The organism is Paeniglutamicibacter sp. NPDC012692 (assembly GCF_042901625.1).
GTDB lineage: Bacteria > Actinomycetota > Actinomycetes > Actinomycetales > Micrococcaceae > Paeniglutamicibacter.
In genome coordinates, this window is record NZ_JBIBDE010000001.1 from 1,331,116 (window position 1) to 1,350,020 (window position 18,905).

12 protein-coding genes are annotated in these 18,905 nt (G+C 60.4%); 2 read left to right on the forward strand and 10 right to left on the reverse strand.

What is annotated here, in order from left to right:
- Positions 1-182 precede the first annotated feature (182 nt).
- The 6 genes from fusA to rpoB form a co-directional block, all read right to left on the reverse strand.
- Positions 183-2,297, reverse strand: a complete 2,115-nt coding sequence (gene fusA, locus ACFY5D_RS06180) for an elongation factor G (protein WP_387526454.1) — start codon at positions 2,295-2,297, stop codon at positions 183-185.
- A gap of 81 nt (positions 2,298-2,378) precedes the next feature.
- Positions 2,379-2,849, reverse strand: a complete 471-nt coding sequence (gene rpsG, locus ACFY5D_RS06185) for a 30S ribosomal protein S7 (RefSeq protein ID WP_387526457.1) — start codon at positions 2,847-2,849, stop codon at positions 2,379-2,381.
- Positions 2,849-3,223 carry a 30S ribosomal protein S12 gene (gene rpsL, locus ACFY5D_RS06190; protein ID WP_068731493.1) on the reverse strand — a complete coding sequence of 125 codons (375 nt, stop codon included), beginning with the start codon at positions 3,221-3,223 and terminating at the stop codon, positions 2,849-2,851. The genes rpsG and rpsL overlap by 1 nt, the downstream gene beginning before the upstream one ends.
- 422 nt (positions 3,224-3,645) lie before the next feature.
- Positions 3,646-4,164, reverse strand: a complete 519-nt coding sequence (locus tag ACFY5D_RS06195) for a GNAT family N-acetyltransferase (protein ID WP_387526460.1) — start codon at positions 4,162-4,164, stop codon at positions 3,646-3,648.
- 223 nt (positions 4,165-4,387) lie between these two features.
- Complete coding sequence (locus ACFY5D_RS06200) at positions 4,388-8,281, reverse strand: DNA-directed RNA polymerase subunit beta' (protein WP_387526463.1); 3,894 nt, start codon at positions 8,279-8,281, stop codon at positions 4,388-4,390.
- A 186-nt stretch (positions 8,282-8,467) separates the two neighbouring features.
- Positions 8,468-11,974, reverse strand: coding sequence for a DNA-directed RNA polymerase subunit beta (gene rpoB / locus ACFY5D_RS06205; RefSeq protein ID WP_387526466.1), 3,507 nt, complete (start codon positions 11,972-11,974; stop codon positions 8,468-8,470).
- A 305-nt stretch (positions 11,975-12,279) separates the two neighbouring features.
- Between rpoB and ACFY5D_RS06210 the strand changes: the two genes are divergently transcribed.
- Positions 12,280-13,473: an acetyl-CoA C-acetyltransferase gene (locus tag ACFY5D_RS06210; RefSeq protein WP_387526469.1), complete on the forward strand. Its 1,194-nt coding sequence runs from the start codon at positions 12,280-12,282 to the stop codon at positions 13,471-13,473.
- A 2-nt stretch (positions 13,474-13,475) separates the two neighbouring features.
- Positions 13,476-13,970 carry an aminoacyl-tRNA deacylase gene (locus ACFY5D_RS06215; RefSeq protein ID WP_387527599.1) on the forward strand — a complete coding sequence of 165 codons (495 nt, stop codon included), beginning with the start codon at positions 13,476-13,478 and terminating at the stop codon, positions 13,968-13,970.
- On the opposite strand, the gene ACFY5D_RS06220 is transcribed toward ACFY5D_RS06215, so the two are convergent.
- The 4 genes from ACFY5D_RS06220 to rplA form a co-directional block, all read right to left on the reverse strand.
- Positions 13,945-15,129, reverse strand: a complete 1,185-nt coding sequence (locus ACFY5D_RS06220) for an acyltransferase family protein (RefSeq protein WP_387526472.1) — start codon at positions 15,127-15,129, stop codon at positions 13,945-13,947. The genes ACFY5D_RS06215 and ACFY5D_RS06220 overlap by 26 nt on opposite strands.
- A 195-nt stretch (positions 15,130-15,324) precedes the next feature.
- Positions 15,325-15,696, reverse strand: a complete 372-nt coding sequence (rplL, locus tag ACFY5D_RS06225; RefSeq protein ID WP_387526474.1) for a 50S ribosomal protein L7/L12 — start codon at positions 15,694-15,696, stop codon at positions 15,325-15,327.
- A gap of 68 nt (positions 15,697-15,764) precedes the next feature.
- A complete protein-coding gene (rplJ, locus tag ACFY5D_RS06230) occupies positions 15,765-16,319 on the reverse strand; it encodes a 50S ribosomal protein L10 (RefSeq protein WP_387526477.1) in 555 nt (184 codons plus the stop codon).
- Positions 16,320-18,129: 1,810 nt separating this feature from the next.
- On the reverse strand, positions 18,130-18,837 hold the full coding sequence (gene rplA / locus ACFY5D_RS06235; protein WP_387526480.1) for a 50S ribosomal protein L1: 708 nt from the start codon (positions 18,835-18,837) through the stop codon (positions 18,130-18,132).
- Positions 18,838-18,905 lie beyond the last annotated feature (68 nt).

Below are 18,905 nucleotides of genomic sequence, written 5' to 3' on the forward strand. Positions count from 1 at the left end.
CGAAACTTATACAAGTCTACTGGGGGCTTGGTGAAATGTTTAAATTGCGGTTAGCGCCGGCACCAATCAAGGTTCCATTGCTTGGCCTAGCGGGGCCGGTCGTGATTTCTCTCGCCCGGCCCCACCGTGCGGCCATTCACCCGAAAATCGGGGTCACGGCCAATTTTTGGTCCTGAACGAGATTACTCGCCGCGGGACTTCTGGATGATCTCGTCGGCTACTGCCTTCGGGACCTCGGCGTAGCTGGAGAAGGTCATCGAGTAAACGGCACGACCCTGGGTCTTCGAACGCAGGTCACCAATGTAACCGAACATTTCAGACAGCGGAACCGTTGCGCGAATGACCTTTACGCCTGCTGCGTCTTCCATCGAAGCGATGGAACCACGGCGGGAGTTCAAGTCACCGATGACGTCGCCCATGTACTCCTCCGGAGTACGGACTTCAACATCCATAACCGGCTCGAGGATGATCGGCTGGGCGCGGCGTGCGCCTTCCTTGAACACCTGGGAACCAGCGATCTTGAACGCCATTTCCGAGGAGTCAACGTCGTGGTAGGCACCGTCGAGGAGGATGGCCTTTACGCCAACCATCGGGTAGCCGGCCAGGATGCCGAACTGCATGGCGTCCTGGATACCTGCGTCAACCGAAGGGATGTATTCGCGAGGAATACGGCCACCGGTTACGGCATTCTTGAACTCGTAGATGACACCGTCAACAACTTCCAGAGGCTCGAACGAGACCTGGACCTTTGCGAACTGGCCGGAACCACCGGTCTGCTTCTTGTGGGTGAAGTCAACCTTCTCCACAGCCTTCTTGATGGTTTCGCGGTAAGCAACCTGCGGCTTGCCAACGTTGGCTTCAACGCGGAATTCGCGACGCATGCGGTCCACCAGGATGTCCAGGTGGAGTTCGCCCATGCCGCCGATTTCGGTCTGGCCGGTGTCTTCGTTGAGGGAGACGGTGAACGTCGGGTCCTCAGCCGAAAGCTTCTGGATAGCAGTCGAAAGCTTCTCCTGGTCACCCTTGGTCTTCGGCTCAATGGCAACGAAGATCACGGGATCGGGGAAGGACATCGACTCAAGAACGATCGGGTGTGCCGGATCGCACAAGGTGTCACCGGTGGTGGTGTCCTTGAGACCAATCACAGCGTAGATGTGGCCTGCGTGGACCTCGTCTACGGGCATTTCCTTGTTGGCGTGCATCTGGAAGAGCTTGCCAATACGTTCCTTCTTCTGCTTAGTCGAGTTCAGCAGCTGAGTACCGGGAGTTGCCTTACCGGAGTACACGCGGATGAAGTTCAACTGGCCGAAGAACGGGTGGGTTGCGATCTTGAAGGCAAGTGCCGAGAAAGGCTCGTCCTCGGAAGGCTCGCGCTTGATCTCGATTTCTTCGTTCTTCGGATCGTGACCGATAGTCGCGCCAACGTCCATCGGGTTCGGCAGGAAGTCGATGACAGCATCGAGCATCGGCTGAACGCCACGGTTCTTGAAGGCAGAACCACAGAAGACCGGGTAGATCTCCGAGTTGACAACCATCTTGCGGATGCCGGCCTTGAGCTCAGCAATGCTGATCTCTTCGCCTTCGAGGAACTTCTCCATGAGCTCGTCAGAGCCCTCGGCTACGTCCTCAACCAGCTTGGCGCGGTATTCCTCGGCCTTTTCCTGAAGGTCGGCCGGGATTTCCTGAACTTCGTAGGCGGCACCCATGGTGACGTCACCCTTGGAGTCGCCCTCCCAGACGAAAGCCTTCATGGTCATCAGGTCGACAACGCCGGTGAACTCGGACTCGGAGCCGATCGGCAGCTGCATTACCAGCGGCTTGGCACCAAGGCGCTTGATGATGGTGTCTACGGTGAAGTAGAAGTCAGCACCCAGCTTGTCCATCTTGTTGACGAAGCAGATACGCGGAACGTTGTACTTGTCAGCCTGGCGCCAAACAGTCTCGGACTGTGGCTCCACGCCTTCCTTGCCATCGAACACGGCTACAGCGCCGTCGAGGACGCGCAAGGAGCGCTCAACCTCAACGGTGAAGTCAACGTGACCCGGGGTGTCAATGATGTTGATCTGGTTCTTGTTCCAGAAGCAGGTCACGGCGGCAGACGTAATCGTAATGCCGCGCTCCTTTTCCTGCTCCATCCAGTCAGTCGTCGAGGCACCATCGTGCGTTTCGCCGAGCTTGTGGTTCACACCCGTGTAGAACAGGATGCGTTCCGTGGTAGTGGTCTTACCGGCATCAATGTGGGCCATGATGCCGATGTTGCGGACCTTATTCAGGTCGGTAAGCACTTCCTGTGCCACGATGTCTCCCTAAGTTGGTGATATCCATTCCAGTGGCGGAACCGATCAATGATCGATCCCGCCATCTGAATAGAACGCTTTTTACCAGCGGTAGTGGGCGAAGGCCTTGTTGGACTCTGCCATCTTGTGAGTATCTTCGCGACGCTTTACAGCGGCACCCAGACCGTTCGACGCATCCAGGATCTCATTCATGAGACGCTCGATCATGGTCTTCTCGCGGCGAGCCTTCGAGTAGCCAACGAGCCAGCGAAGTGCCAGAGCGGTCGAGCGACCCGGCTTTACTTCTACTGGAACCTGGTAGGTTGCGCCACCAACACGGCGGGAGCGAACCTCGAGGGCCGGGCGGATGTTATCCATGGCCTTCTTGAGGGTTACAACCGGGTCAGCACCGTTCTTGGCTGCTGCACCTTCGAGTGCACCGTAAACGATGCGCTCTGCGGTCGACTTCTTACCGTCGATCAAAACCTTGTTGATCAGCTGGGTAACAAGCGGGGAACCGTATACCGGGTCCGAGACGAGGGGGCGCGCTGGCGCCGGGCCCTTACGAGGCATTACTTACCTTCCTTCTTGGCACCGTAGCGGGAACGAGCCTGCTTACGGTTCTTTACACCCTGGGTATCGAGCGCACCACGTACGATCTTGTAGCGCACACCCGGAAGGTCCTTAACACGACCACCGCGAACGAGCACGATGGAGTGTTCCTGCAGGTTGTGGCCAACGCCCGGAATGTAAGCGGTAACTTCAACGCCACCGGCAAGGCGCACACGTGCGACCTTACGAAGTGCGGAGTTCGGCTTCTTCGGGGTGGTGGTGTACACACGGGTGCATACGCCACGACGCATTGGGTTGCCCTTAAGGGCTGGGGCCTTGGTCTTCTTGACCTTCGGCGAGCGGCCCTTACGGACCAGCTGCTGAATAGTAGGCACTTTCGTGTCCTCCGGTTTCTTGTTCTGCGGCGCCGCCCACCATAAGACTGCTTGGAGACGCTGCGTTTATAGTCGTTTAGTCACAGCGACTTCGGGTTGACCCCTAGGCGTGCGAAAGTGTGGCATCTGTTGCGCAACCTACCCGCAACCCGGACCGTGTCCATTTGCCACACCTATAAAACAATTAGCTCAAGCTTAGCATGACTTCCTGGACCTTAATGACGTCGGCCTCATCACATGCTCCGGCGGTTCCCTTTAAACACAAGGAATTTTCCGTTACTGGCCGCACTGGCGCCTCGCCTGCATCTCCGCGGCCAAGGCCACTTCGCCTCGACAAACCCTGCGGAGGCATCAGCCACAAGTTACCGACCGGCCTCACCCAGGGAACCTGTGAGGTCGGTCGTCCGATCAGGGTTTCGGTCCTAACAGGCATCGATCCAGTAGCGCCGTGTGCCGTTTCGAGTATCTTCGTACACGCCTCGGTTCTTCTCTATGGTCCTGCGTGAGCCTTCATTGCCTTCGAGGCATGTCACGAGCACTCGCGACATCCCCATTGCATTGGCGACGGGCAGTGCTTGGGCGAGCGCCTCGGTGGCATGCCCCTTGCGGCGAGCCGACGGACGCACGCTGTAGCCAATGTGTCCGCCCTCGTTGAAGAGAAAGTCGTTGAGTTCGTGCCGGATGGCGAGCGAGCCAAGTATGGTGCTCCCCTGCGCGATCCAGAGGTACGTGCACGGAACATAGCCCGGCTTGCGCGGGCTGTCGGGTTCCGCGTCGGCAATCAGCCGTTCCACGAAGCCTTCGAAGACTTCTGGATCCCGCAATTCTCCAAGGTCCAGATCCTCGCCACCGGCTCCGTCCCGGTGGGCACCCTCGAATTCCGTGGCCGCTTCCAACCACGAGTCCTGGTAGCAGGCGTCCGGGGCGATGAGTCTAATCATGGCAAGAGCCTACGCAGGGACTTTGCTCCGCCCCGATTGCGACGCGCCACAGGCTGCTCGGCGGCCCAGGGGGTTGCGATGCTGCATCCCCACCGCCTCATTGGCGGCTACCCCCGAACTCCCTCGTTAACGGCCTTGGCCGGCACCCCCGTGATGGGAATGCCGGCCAAAGTTTGTTACATCAGCGTTGTCCCGCCGGGTGGGCGGGACAACGGCTCATGCCTTAGCGGAAATCGTTGCCGAGATCGTAGTCATCCATGGCGATGGCATGGAATTCCGGGCTGAGGCCCGGCTCCAGGCCGTCGTAGTCCATGCCGGTGGAGAATGCGGACTGGCCGGTGAACAGCGAAGCCTTCGCTGCCTCGGTCGGTTCCACGTTCACCTGGGTGTAGCGATCCAGACCGGTGCCGGCCGGGATCAGCTTACCGATGATGACGTTTTCCTTCAGGCCGAGCAATGGATCGGACTTGCCTTCCATTGCAGCCTGGGTCAGGACACGCGTGGTCTCCTGGAAGGAAGCAGCCGAGAGCCACGAGTCGGTAGCCAAGGAAGCCTTGGTGATACCCATGAGCTCGTCACGGCCCGATGCCGGCTTCTTGCCTTCGGAGACAGCCTTGCGGTTCTCGTTCTGGAAGCGAGCGCGGTCAGCAAGCTCACCCGGCAGCAAGTCGGTTTCGCCCGACTCGATGACGGTGATGCGGCGAAGCATCTGGCGAACGATGACTTCCACGTGCTTGTCGTGGATGCCTACGCCCTGGGACTGGTAGACCTCCTGGACTTCGCGTACGAGGAACTTCTGGGCCTCGCGCGGGCCGAGGACACGAAGAACCTGCTTCGGGTCGATGGCACCGGCAACCAGCTGCTGGCCAACCGTCACCGAATCGCCATCGGCGACCAGCAGACGTGCACGGCGCAACACCGGGTAGGCGATTTCTTCGTCGCCGTTGTCCGGGGTGATCACGATGCGCAGCTGCTTCTCGGAGTCCTCGATGGACACGCGACCGGCAACCTCGGAGATCGGAGCAACACCCTTCGGGGTACGTGCTTCGAAGAGCTCCTGGATACGTGGCAGACCCTGGGTGATATCTTCCGCGGAGGCAGCGCCACCGGTGTGGAAGGTACGCATGGTCAGCTGGGTACCCGGTTCACCAATGGACTGTGCGGCAATAATGCCCACTGCCTCTCCGATGTCAACGGTCTTGCCGCTTGCAAGCGAACGGCCGTAGCACAGTGCACAGGTTCCGACTGCCGACTCGCAGGTCAGCACGGAGCGGACCTTGATGTCGGTGACACCGGCTGCAAACAGTTCGTCGATGAGCACGTCGCCCACGTCCGAACCGCTGGCTGCCAGCACCTTGCCCGAGGCGTCAACGACGTCGGTGGCCAAGGTACGGGTGTACGCCGAGTTCTCAACGGTTTCGTGCATGCGCACGGTACCGATTTCGTCGGTGTACGCGATCGGCACGTTCAGGCCGCGGCTGGTGCCACAGTCGAGTTCGCGCACGATGACGTCCTGCGACACGTCGACCAGTCGACGGGTCAGGTAGCCCGAGTTTGCGGTCTTCAACGCGGTATCGGCCAGACCCTTACGGGCACCGTGGGTGGCGATGAAGTACTCGAGAACCGACAGGCCTTCGCGGTACGAAGACTTGATCGGACGCGGGATGATCTCGCCCTTAGGGTTGGACACCAGGCCACGGATACCGGCAATCTGGCGCAGCTGCAGCCAGTTACCACGAGCCTTCGAGGTCACCATTCGGTTAATGGTGTTCAGCTCTTCCATGCCGGCCTTCATGGCCTCGGCTACCTCGTCGGTTGCCTTGGTCCAGATGTCGATCAGGTCCTGGCGGCGCTCCGAGTCGGCAATCAGGCCCTTGTCGAACTGCGACTGGACGCGGCGTGCCTTCTCCTCGTACGGAGCAAGGATGGTTGCCTTGTCCATGTTCGAGGTGATGTCGGAGATGGCAACGGTGACGCCCGAGCGGGTGGCCCACTTGAAGCCGGCATCCTTCAGGTTGTCCAGCGTTGCCGCCGTGACAATCTTCGGGTAGCGCTCGGCGAGATCGTTGACGATCTCGGAGAGTGCGTCCTTGCCGGCAACCTGCTCTACCCATGGGTAGTCGGCAGGCAGGGTGTCGTTGAACAGGACCTGGCCCAGCGAGGTGGAGATCAGTGCGTCTTCACCCTCGACCCAGCCTTCCGGTGCCGGCTGCTCCTCGGAAGGAACAAAGCCGGAAACGCGGATCTTGACAGGCGAGTTCAGGTGCAGTTCGCCGCGGTCCATCGCCATGATCGCCTCGGCCGGCGAGGAGAACGCACGACCGGCGCCCTTCTCGTCCAGACGCTTGGTGGTCAGGTGGTGGAGGCCGATGATCATATCCTGCGAAGGCAGGGCAACCGGACGGCCGTCCGAAGGCTTCAAGATGTTGTGCGAGGACAGCATCAGGATGCGGGCTTCGGCCTGGGCTTCGGGGCTCAGCGGCAGGTGAACTGCCATCTGGTCACCGTCGAAGTCGGCGTTGAATGCGGCACAAACCAGCGGGTGCAGCTGAAGGGCCTTGCCTTCAACCAGCTGTGGTTCGAACGCCTGGATGCCCAAACGGTGCAGGGTAGGTGCACGGTTCAGCAATACCGGGTGCTCGGTGATGATCTCTTCGAGAACATCCCAAACCTGCGGGCGGTAGCGCTCGACCATGCGCTTGGCGCTCTTGATGTTCTGTGCGTGGTTGAGGTCAACCAGGCGCTTCATCACGAACGGCTTGAAGAGCTCCAGGGCCATCTGCTTGGGCAGACCACACTGGTGCAGCTTCAGCTGCGGGCCGACAACGATGACCGAACGGCCGGAGTAGTCAACGCGCTTGCCGAGCAGGTTCTGACGGAATCGACCCTGCTTGCCCTTGAGCATGTCGGACAGCGACTTCAACGGACGGTTGCCTGGACCCGTTACCGGGCGGCCACGACGACCGTTGTCGAAGAGCGAGTCAACAGCTTCCTGCAGCATGCGCTTTTCGTTGTTGACGATGATTTCCGGCGCACCAAGGTCCAACAAGCGCTTGAGGCGGTTGTTGCGGTTGATGACGCGGCGGTACAGGTCGTTGAGGTCGGAGGTCGCGAAGCGGCCACCGTCCAGCTGGACCATCGGGCGCAGTTCCGGCGGGATCACCGGTACGGCGTCGAGAACCATGCCCAACGGGGAGTTGGACGTGGTCAGGAACGCGTTGACGACCTTGAGGCGCTTAAGCGCACGGGTCTTCTTCTGTCCCTTGCCGTTTTCGATGATGTCGCGAAGGATCTCGGCTTCCGCGGCCATGTCGAAGGACTCGAGGCGCTTCTTGATGGCTTCGGCGCCCATGGAGCCCTCGAAGTACAGTCCGTAGCGCTCGCGCAGCGAGCGGAACAGGCCTTCGTCACCTTCGAGGTCAGCGACCTTGAGGTTCTTGAAGCGGTCCCAGACCTGATCAAGACGTTCGATGTCGGCGTCGGCGCGCTTACGCACCTGAGCCATCGTCTTGTCGGCCAGGTCGCGGGCCTTCTTCTTTTCCGCGGCCTTTGCACCCTCGGCTTCGAGGGCAGCAAGCTGGTCCTCGAGGTCGCGGGCGATGGAGGCGATGTCGGAGTCGCGGGTGTCAACCAGCTGCTTGCGTTCCAGGTCGTGCTGCGCCTGGAGGTTCGGCAGTTCGGCGTGACGGCGCTCTTCGTCCACGGAGGTGACCATGTAGGCGGCGAAGTAAATGATCTTCTCAAGATCCTTCGGTGCCAGGTCAAGCAGGTAGCCCAAGCGCGAGGGAACGCCCTTGAAGTACCAGATGTGGGTTACAGGGGCTGCAAGCTCGATGTGACCCATGCGTTCGCGACGAACCTTGGCACGGGTAACTTCAACACCACAGCGTTCGCAGATGATGCCCTTGAAGCGCACGCGCTTGTACTTGCCGCAGTAGCACTCCCAGTCGCGGGAAGGGCCGAAGATCTTTTCGCAGAAAAGACCGTCCTTCTCCGGCTTGAGGGTGCGGTAGTTGATGGTTTCGGGCTTCTTAACCTCGCCGTAGCTCCACCCGCGGATCTCTTCCGCAGTTGCCAGGCCGATGCGCATGAGGCCGAATGAGGATTCGCTGGACATATGGTCCTTATCTCTCTTCTAAGTTTCTGAAGTCTAATGTGGTGAGGTGTTCGCGGGACCCGAAGGTTCCACGCTCACCGTGGGTCTGGAAGATGTCCAGTTCCATGTTGGTCCTGGCGGCCGAAGGAGCGCTGCGCTGGTGTTGCCACCGGCACCGCTCCCCCGACCACAGGGCACGAGTTGGAACTAAACTTCTTCGACGGAGTTCGGCTCCGACCGGGAAAGGTCGATACCGAGTTCTTCCGCGGCCCGGAAGACTTCTTCATCCGAGTCTCGCATTTCGATGGTGTTGCCGTCGGTTCCGAGGACCTCGACGTTCAAGCACAACGACTGCATTTCCTTGATCAGGACCTTGAACGATTCCGGGACACCTGGTTCCGGGATGTTCTCGCCCTTGACGATTGCCTCGTAGACCTTCACGCGACCGTGAATATCATCGGACTTGATCGTCAGCAGTTCCTGCAGGGTGTATGCGGCACCGTAGGCCTCCAGGGCCCACACTTCCATTTCACCGAAGCGCTGGCCACCGAACTGTGCCTTACCACCCAACGGCTGCTGGGTGATCATGGAGTACGGACCGGTGGAACGTGCGTGGATCTTGTCGTCCACCAGGTGGTGAAGCTTCAAGATGTACATGTAGCCAACGGAAACCGGATCCGGGAACGGCTCGCCGGAGCGGCCGTCGAACAGACGGGCCTTGCCGGAGTTGCCGATCAGGCGCTTGCCGTCGCGGGTCACATTGGTGTGGTCGAGGATGCCGCGGATTTCGTTTTCCGTGGCGCCGTCGAAGACCGGGGTGGAAACCTTGCTGGAGCCGACTTCACGCGGGAGGTCCGGCAGGTTCTTGACCCACTCCGGCTCGCCCTCGATCTTCCAGCCCTGCTTGGCGGCCCACGCGAGGTGGATTTCCAGGACCTGGCCGACGTTCATTCGACCCGGAACACCCAAGGGGTTCAGGACGACGTCAACCGGGGTTCCGTCTTCAAGGAACGGCATGTCTTCGATCGGAAGGATCTTGGAGATGACGCCCTTGTTACCGTGGCGGCCTGCAAGCTTGTCACCGTTGGTGATCTTGCGCTTCTGTGCCACGTAGACGCGAACCAGCTGGTTCACGCCCGGGGGCAGGTCGTCGTCGTTGTCGCGGTCGAAGATGCGGACACCGATGACCACGCCGGACTCGCCGTGCGGAACCTTCAGGGAAGTATCGCGAACTTCGCGGGACTTCTCACCGAAGATGGCGCGCAACAGGCGCTCTTCCGGGGTCAGCTCGGTTTCACCCTTCGGGGTGACACGGCCAACCAGGATGTCGCCTGCTTCAACCTCGGCACCGATGTGGATGATGCCGCGCTCGTCGAGCTGCGCCAGGATCTCTTCGGACACGTTCGGGATGTCGCGGGTAACCTCTTCGGCACCAAGCTTGGTGTCGCGGGCGTCAACTTCGTGCTCTTCGATGTGGATCGAGGTGAGCACGTCGTCGGAGACCATGCGCTGGGAGAGGATGATCGCATCCTCGAAGTTGTGACCTTCCCAGGACATGAAGGCAACCAGCAGGTTCTTGCCCAGGGCGAGCTCGCCCTTGTCGGTGGACGGGCCGTCGGCGATGATCGAGTTGTAGTCAACACGATCGCCTTCGGAAACCATCACGCGCTGGTTGTATGCGTTGCCCTGGTTGGAGCGAGCAAACTTCATGATCGGGTAGGCGGCTTCGGTCCCGTCGTCGTTCATGACAGTGACAAGGTCGGCCGAAACCTCGGAGACAACGCCTCCGGTGGTTGCGATGACCGAGTCGCCGGCGTCAACTGCGGCGAACTTCTCCATGCCGGTACCCACGAGCGGGGACTCGGAGGCAAGCAGCGGCACAGCCTGACGCTGCATGTTCGCACCCATGAGGGCGCGGTTGGCATCGTCGTGCTCGAGGAACGGAATCAGGGCGGTTGCCACGGACACCATCTGGCGCGGGGAAACGTCCATGTATTCAACTTCGGACGGTTCCACGATGACGGGCTCGCCGCCACCGCCGCGTTCGCGGACCAGGACGCCGTCTTCAATGAAGCGGTTGTCTGCATCCAGCGGCGCATTGGCCTGTGCGATGAAGTTTTCGAGTTCCTCATCCGCGGTCAGGTAGTCGATCTCGCCGGTGAGGCGGCCGTCTACGACCTTGCGGTACGGGGTTTCGATGAAGCCGAAGGCGTTGATGCGGCCGTAGGTAGCCAACGAGCCGATCAGACCAATGTTCGGGCCTTCAGGGGTTTCGATCGGGCACATACGTCCGTAGTGGGACGGGTGAACGTCTCGAACTTCCATGCCTGCACGGTCACGGGAGAGACCGCCCGGGCCCAGCGCGGAAAGACGACGCTTGTGCGTCAGACCGGCCAGCGGGTTGTTCTGGTCCATGAACTGCGAGAGCTGGGAGGTTCCGAAGAACTCCTTGATCGCTGCAACAACCGGGCGGATGTTGATCAGCGTCTGCGGGGTGATTGCTTCGACGTCCTGCGTGGTCATGCGTTCGCGAACGACGCGCTCCATGCGGGACAGGCCCGTGCGGACCTGGTTCTCGATCAATTCGCCAACGGCGCGGATGCGACGGTTGCCGAAGTGGTCGATGTCATCGATGCTCACGGTCAGGTCGACGGGCTTGCCGTCGCGCATGCCCGGGGTGGTCTTCTCGCCGGCGTGCAGAGCGACAAGGAACTTGATCATCGCGACGATGTCGTCGATGTTCAGGACCGAGGCGTTCGGCGAATCCAGCGGGGTTTCAACACCGAGCTTGCGGTTGATCTTGTAACGACCAACCTTTGCCAGGTCGTAGCGCTTGGCCTCGAAGTAGAGGTTCTTGAGCAACGCCTGTGCAGCATCGACCGTCGGCGGTTCGCCTGGGCGAAGCTTGCGGTAGATATCCAGGAGGGCTTCTTCCTGGGTATCGGTGGTGTCCTTCTCCAGGGTGGCTCGGATCGAGTCGTACTGTCCGAACTCTTCCAGGATGCGGCCTTCGGTCCAGCCGAGGGCCTTCAGCAGAACGGTGACCGACTGCTTGCGCTTGCGGTCGAGGCGAACGCCGACCTGGTCGCGCTTGTCGATTTCCAGTTCGAACCAAGCACCACGCGACGGGATGATCTTCGCGGTGAAGATGTCCTTGTCGCTGGTCTTGTCCGGGGTGCGCTCAAAGTAGGCGCCCGGGGAACGAACGAGCTGGGATACCACGACACGCTCGGTGCCGTTGATGATGAAGGTACCCTTGTCGGTCATCAGCGGGAAATCGCCCATGAACACGGTCTGCTGCTTGATTTCGCCCGTGTTGTTGTTCATGAACTCGGCCTTAACGTACAAAGGCGCCGCGTACGTTGCGTCGCGGTCCTTGCACTCGGCCATGGTGTACTTCGGATCAGCGAACTCAGGCTCCGAGAAGCTCAGGGACATGGTCTCCTGGAAGTCTTCAATCGGGGAGATCTCTTCGAAGATCTCGGCCAGACCCGAAGTCGTGGCTACACTGGTGTCACCAATGGTCTGGGCGTATGCCAGACGGTTCTTCCAGCGCTCGTTGCCGACGAGCCAGTCAAAGCTCTCGGTCTGAAGTGCCAAAAGATTAGGAACATCAAGTGGTTCGTGAATCTTTGCAAAAGAAAGTCGGCCAGCATATTCCGCGCTGCGGGCCGAACTAGCGGTTTGGTTGTTAGAGGTGCTCGAGGCGACCAAGATGGATCCTTCCACAGACCGTCAGGTTTCCGACGCCGTCTCTCTGCCCGAGTTTCACTCGTAACAGCACCGTTGAGCAGGCCCACCGCTATATGAAGGCCGGAGATGAAAAGAGAAGACGCAAATCTCCACGTTACACCATGCGGCTTACCATGTCCACCATTGAACTCGCAAACCCGACCCGGAAATCGCCAGTCAACCTGAGAGATGGGTCACGATTTGCCGAGAATTCTGTGGCGTAAACCACAGCGCGCTAGCCTAGAAGTAAACATTCACCGTGTTTTACCGAAAGCGAGAGTTCGATCATGTCTTCACACCGTGACGCGGTCATAGTCTCCGGCGCCCGCACTCCGTTTGGCCGCTTGAATGGTCAGCTTTCAACGCTGAGCGCCGTTGAGCTTGGTGCCGCAGCCATCCGCGGGGCGCTGGAGCGTTCTGCCGTTCCCGCCGAGGACGTCCAGGCAGTAATCATGGGACATGTGGTCCAGGCAGGTTGCGGCCAGAACCCCGCCCGCCAGAGCGCCATCGCCGCCGGAATCGGCTGGAACGTCAACGCCATCACTGTCAACAAGGTGTGCCTCTCGGGCCTCTCTGCCATCACCGATGCCGCCCGCCTGATCCGCGTGGGCGATGCCGACGTGGTCGTGGCCGGCGGGCAGGAGTCCATGTCCAATACCCCGCACCTGCTTCCGGGGTCGCGCCAGGGCTGGACCTACGGAAACATCACCGCAATCGACTCGGTGGCCCACGACGGCCTGACCGACGCCTTCGACGGAAATTCCATGGGAAGCAGCACCGAAGCCAACAACACCGTGCTCCGCCTGACGCGCACCGAGCAGGACGAGGTTGCTGCTGCGTCGCACCAGCGAGCAGCGGCAGCCGTTGAGGCCGGGATCTTTAGCGAGGAAATCGTGGCGATCAGCATCCCGCAGCGCAAGGGCGATCCACTTGTTGTCGCCACCGACGAGGGCATCCGGCCGACAACCACAGTTGAGACCCTTGCCGGCCTGCGCCCGGCCTTCGCCAAGGACGGCACCATCACCGCCGGCAACTCCTCGCCGCTCTCCGACGGCGCCGCAGCAGTCGTCGTCACCTCGCGCGAGTACGCCACCGCGCACAACCTTGAAATCCTGGCCACAGTTGGCGCCGCCGGGCAGGTTGCCGGTCCCGACAATTCCCTGCATTCGCAGCCATCCCATGCCATTGCCGCGGCCTTGAAGACCCAGGGCTGGGAGACCTCGGATCTTGACTTCATCGAGATCAACGAGGCCTTCGGCGCCGTTGCCTGCCAGTCGCTCAAGGATCTTGGCTACCCGCTGGAAAAGACGAACATCCACGGCGGTGCGATCGCACTGGGCCACCCGATCGGCGCTTCCGGCGCACGTCTGGCCCTGAGCGCCGCCCTTGAACTGAAGCGCCGCGGATCCGGCAAGGCGGCCGTCAGCCTGTGCGGCGGCGGCGGCCAGGGCGATGCCCTGCTGCTGGTGCGCGAAGCATAATGATGACGGATCAGCTGCCGGCCGACGGCCTGGAACGCATGCAACGCGATGCCCGCAACCGCGGGCTGCACGTTGACGTGGTTACCCGGCAACCGGCCGGCAGCCTGATCGAGGCAGCCGGGCTCATGGGCCTGGGGGTCCACGAAGTCGTCAAGTCGCTCGTGGTGAAGCACAAGGACGGTTCATTCTTTTTCGCGCTTATCCCCGGAGACCGGACCATTTCGTGGCCCAAGCTGCGTGCCCTGCTGGGGGTCAACAAGCTGTCCTTGCCGCGCCCGGAGGTGGCCTTCGCCGCAACCGGCTACGAGCGTGGCACCATCACTCCCCTGGGCGCGACAACTCCGTGGCCGGTCTACGTGGATTCAAGCGTTGTTGCCGGCAGGATCTGCCTGGGCGCCGGCGCCCACGGCCATTCAGCCTTCGTCGACTCCGCGGAACTGATTTCAGCGCTCAACGCAACGGTCGCGGACATCAGCGACGCTGAAGCACCGGGCTAAGCAGCTTCTTTCCCCGCGCCCCGAGGAATTCCAGGCCCTTTGTCGTGCCTGTTGCCAGCGGCTTGGCCAACGGGCGTTCGACGAAGCGGTGCACCAGGTACGCGGCCGTGAACACGATGCCCATGACGATCGGGAGCGTCAGGTACTTACCCAGCGTGGGGTTCAGCTGGTCGATCAGCCACCAGCCCCACACCTGGTGCAAGAGGTACACCGGGTAGGTCAGTGCCCCGGCCAGCGCCAGGAATTTCCACTGGACGTTGCGCAGCGGCGTCAGGCTCAGCGCCGCAACGGCCGCGAACAACCCTGCGACGATCAGCCAGTAGGTCCATGGGGCGACCTCATAGCCGACCAAATCCAGGGCCTCCACCGGCGCCTTCAACCCCGTGAAATACGCGGAGAGCACGACGTTGAGAAGCAGTATGCCCCAGCGTTGCACGCTGTGGCCGAAGCGGTAGATCATGAACAGCATCATGCCGCCGGCAAAGAGCGGCGCGTATTCGGCCATCAACAAGTAGGTGGCGTTTTCATTTCCCATGAGTTGGGCGCCAAGCCCCAGCAGCGGCCAAGCCACGGCAAAGATGGTGACCCCGCGAATGGTCAGCAGACGCAGCATGATCAACACCAGGATGACCAGGTAGAAACGCAGCTCGATCCAAAGGGTCCAGTAAACGCCGTCGATGTGCCGCATGCCCATCAACGGGTGGAACATGGTGAGGTTCGCCAGAAGTTCCTTGATGCCTCGGCCCTCGCCCAGCTTCGGCCACATGACGATCACCAGGAACCCGGTGGCGAGCACTGCCACCCAATATGCCGGGTACAGCCTACCCACCCGTGAACCAACGAACCTACTCGCGCTCTTCCCGTAGGCCGAAAGCAAGATGACGAATCCAGAGATGATGAAGAAGAGCTGCACACCCATGTTGCCGTAGAGGGTGAACTTTGAAAGCTCAGGCCATGCGTCCTTGGCCATGGGGGTTCCCCAAAATTCATGGTGCCATGCGGTGTAGTGATAGAGCAGGACCAGGACCGCGGCAAGGAATCGAAGGCCGTCCAGCAATGCCAGTCTCGGCGCACGTGGTGTCTGGCGCACTGCTTGCGTCAAGACGCTGTTTTGGCGCGGGACGTCAATGAGCGCAGTTCCGGATTCCGGCAAAGCCATACCCCACCTTTACTTGATTTGCGTTGTCTTTTCGTTATCAACGGTAGCAAAGTTCGTCGCATGCGATCCGAGAGTGGGTGCTTTCTCACTCTGCCGGGTTTGGCGAAAGCACAGGAAAACGGCAAATCCGATTAAAAAACTGCGGGCCCGCGAAACCAATCGGTTCCGCGGGCCCGCAGTGAAAGGTGCGAAGAGTTACTTGACAGTAACGGTTGCGCCGGCAGCCTCGAGGGCTTCCTTTGCCTTCTCAGCAGCTTCCTTGGTTGCGCCTTCGAGGACGGCCTTCGGAGCCGAGTCAACGACCTCCTTGGCTTCCTTCAGACCCAGGGAAGTGATTGCACGTACTTCCTTGATGACTGCAATCTTCTTGTCGCCAGCCGACTCGAGGATAACGTCGAATTCGGTCTGCTCTTCGGCCTCAGCGGCACCGGCAGCCGGGCCAGCAACTGCAACAGCAGCAGCGGAGACGTCGAAGGTCTCTTCGAAGGTCTTTACGAACTCGGAGAGCTCGATGATGGTCATTTCCTTGAAGGCTTCCAAGAGCTCTTCGGTGGACAGCTTAGCCATGGTGGGCAGCCTTTCCGTCGGCGGCGCATACGCGCCGCAAGTTACTTGAGTGAGGGGTTGAAGAAAGCTTAGGCTTCTTCGGTGGCGGCTTCGGCAGCGGGTGCCTCAACCTCGGCGGGTGCTTCAGCAGCGCCACCGTTTGCTTCTTCGAGCTTTGCGCGCAATGCTTCGATGGTGCGGACTGCGGCGGAAGCCGGAGCCTGCAGCACACCGGCAACACGTGCCAGCTGGAACTCACGCGATTCAAGGGCTGCCAGTGCGGCAACTCCGGCTGCGTCGAGGGCCTTGCCCTCGAAGACACCGGTCTTGATGATGAGCTGCTTGTTGTCCTTGGCAAAATCCGTGAGGCTCTTAGCGGCAGCGATTGCATCACCCTTGATAAAGGCGATTGCAGTCGGGCCAGCAAGCTGGCCTTCGAATGCATCGATGCCGGCTTCCTTTGCTGCGATACCAGTCAAGGTGTTCTTCACAACCGCGTACTTGGTCTCCTGACCAAGTGAGCGGCGAAGCTGCTTGAGCTGCGCAACAGTAAGCCCACGGTATTCGGTCAGGACAGCGGCGGTCGACTCCTTGAAGTCGGCGGTGATTTCCTCAACTGCGGAAACCTTAGTCGGCGTTGCCATAACACTCCTTCCGGGGTATAGATCTGATACCAGTCGATCTGACCCGGCCAGGAGTACTGGCATAAAAAACGCCCCATGCAGGATGCACGGGGCGGAAAGAACGCACTAAAATATGCGAAAAATTCACTTCGTTCACCTGCGCAGGTCGTCCTTTGTGGGACTTTCGGAGCCTCACTACATAAGCAGCTAATCTCGACCGACGGTCTTCGGTAGTTCCAAGCCTAACAGCGCCGCGACGCAAGAACCAAATCGACGGAACACTCCCCCTTCAACCTCGCCGCGGCCCACAACCCGCAAACCGGAAGAGGGGCACGCTATCCCCGGAGGAAGCGATGACCTCGCCCAGGATTCACGGGCTTGGCCCCCCTGAGCCGAGGCCGCCATACATCCGGATCTTAAAAGAGCAGAACCCCGGTTCCGTAACTTGGGGGATAACGGAAGCGGGGTCCTGCGGAAGCGGCAATGCAACTTGGGGGAACGCATTGCCGCGCTAAATGTTTAGGACGGGGCTTGGGGTCTCCGTCAAAAACACTGGTGATCAGATCACCGGTCACAACCAGGTTGCAACGCAATAAGCGTATCAGCAATGCCTTCGGACACAAGATGTTACGGTGTCCAAAATAGACAAATTATGGCCTGGACCACACACAAAGAGACTAGGCAGATCCTCCTTTGTAGTAACAATTTCCCTAGTCAACAATTGAAAGGCGAGGATTTCGCGTCCCGCGGGGCCACGTGCCCAAAATCTCACAAGATTGCTCCATTTGATTCCCTTATGCGAGGATTTGAACCACCAAATCGTTCAGCCGACCGTGAGTCGTCAAGCATTGGAACAGACTATCCGGGATTTCTCTGCGGGGTCTATTTGGCAAGACCGCAGTGCTAATTTCAAGGAACAGCGACAATTCCAATGCGAAGCCGCAGTGATGCCCAACATGGGTTCAGGCAACGACCGCAATAGGCACAGACTCGTTGTGGCGTTTCCCGCAGCGGTGGGCTGCTAGTCGCAGATGTCATGAAGATTGGCGTGGCGACGTGCATAGAAACCGACAATTCCCCCGGACACTGCCGAATGCAGGAACGGCATCGCATGGTCAAGGGAAGTTGAAACGCATCGTGAGCTTTGGAGATGAACCTCTCAACGATCGGTTCGCCGGCCGGCGACTCAAGCCTGCTGAACAAGGCCGTCTCGACCATCGTGGACATCACCTCCGGTTCCAACAAATTTGTTTGGAGCCACCCGATGTAGAACCTCGTACGCGGCACCGGAGTGGCGGCATCGGCAGACTCTCCAAGTCCCATTGCCAGCACCTCGTCGATTCCGGCCGGGGCCGAACTTCTTGTAGGTGTTCGCGAGCGTCGTTGCGGCGATTTTGCCGCCCGCTCCCTCACGCTGTGCACAAATTCTCCCTTGCCGAGGCCGGCTGATAGCGGGCCTCGCTCCCTGAAGTGGAGGAAATCTCGCCGGGCGCGGCACTGCCCCCGTCTTGGCATTCATTTCCAGTGCACACCGCCAGCAACATGCCTCCCGCGAAGGTGTAACGCACCAGCGCGGGCCATAGTGAGGACCCGGACATGGGGGCCACCGTGGAGACCCCCGAGACTCGCATTCGGCTCTGCCGGCACCCGCTGGCGGACAGCCAAGCTGTGGCCTTCCCCGGCGATGCGGTCCAGCGGAACCCGGGAATCTGGATGTTGGGGTACCGCAAGTTTCCCCGCACCAACTCAAGTTGGTTCCGGGGCACAAAAAACCGCAGGCCCGAAACCCCTGCAGAGGGGATTCGGGCCTGCGGTGAAGTGGAAGCGCTATTTAGGCTTCGGTAACCACGCGGGTCACGTTCGAGTCAACGGCGATGCCGGGACCGAAGGTGGTTGCAACGGTTGCCTTGGTGATGTAGCGGCCCTTGGAGGAGGAAGGCTTCAAACGAAGAACCTCGTCCAGTGCTGCTGCGTAGTTCTCGGCCAGCTTCTGAGCATCGAAGGAAACCTTGCCGATGATGAAGTGCAGGTTCGAGTGCTTGTCGACGCGGAAGTCGATCTTGCCACCCTTGATGTCGTTGACGGCCTTGGCGACGTCCATGGTGACGGTGCCGGTCTTCGGGTTCGGCATCAGGTTACGAGGACCCAAGACCTTACCCAAACGGCCAACCTTGCCCATGAGGTCAGGGGTTGCAACTGCTGCGTCGAAGTCGGTCCAGCCGCCAGCGATCTTGGCGATCAGGTCGTCCGAGCCAACGAAGTCGGCGCCGGCTGCGATTGCAGCTTCAGCCTTGTCGCCGTTTGCGAAAACGAGGACGCGGGCGGTCTTACCGGTGCCGTGCGGCAGGATAACGGTGCCGCGGACCATCTGGTCAGCCTTGCGAGGGTCAACGCCCAAGCGGAAAGCAACCTCAACGGTTTCGTCGGCCTTCGACGAAGCGATTTCCTTGGCCAGGGCGATTGCCTCGGTCGGTGCGTAAACCTTGTCGGCTTCGATCTTAGCCGCGGCGGCTACGTATGCTTTGCTGCGCTTTGCCATCTGCTTTTTCTCCTTATGCAGTCGTGGTCATGTATGGGTCGCGCGCGACCCTGCCACTTGCGATCGGG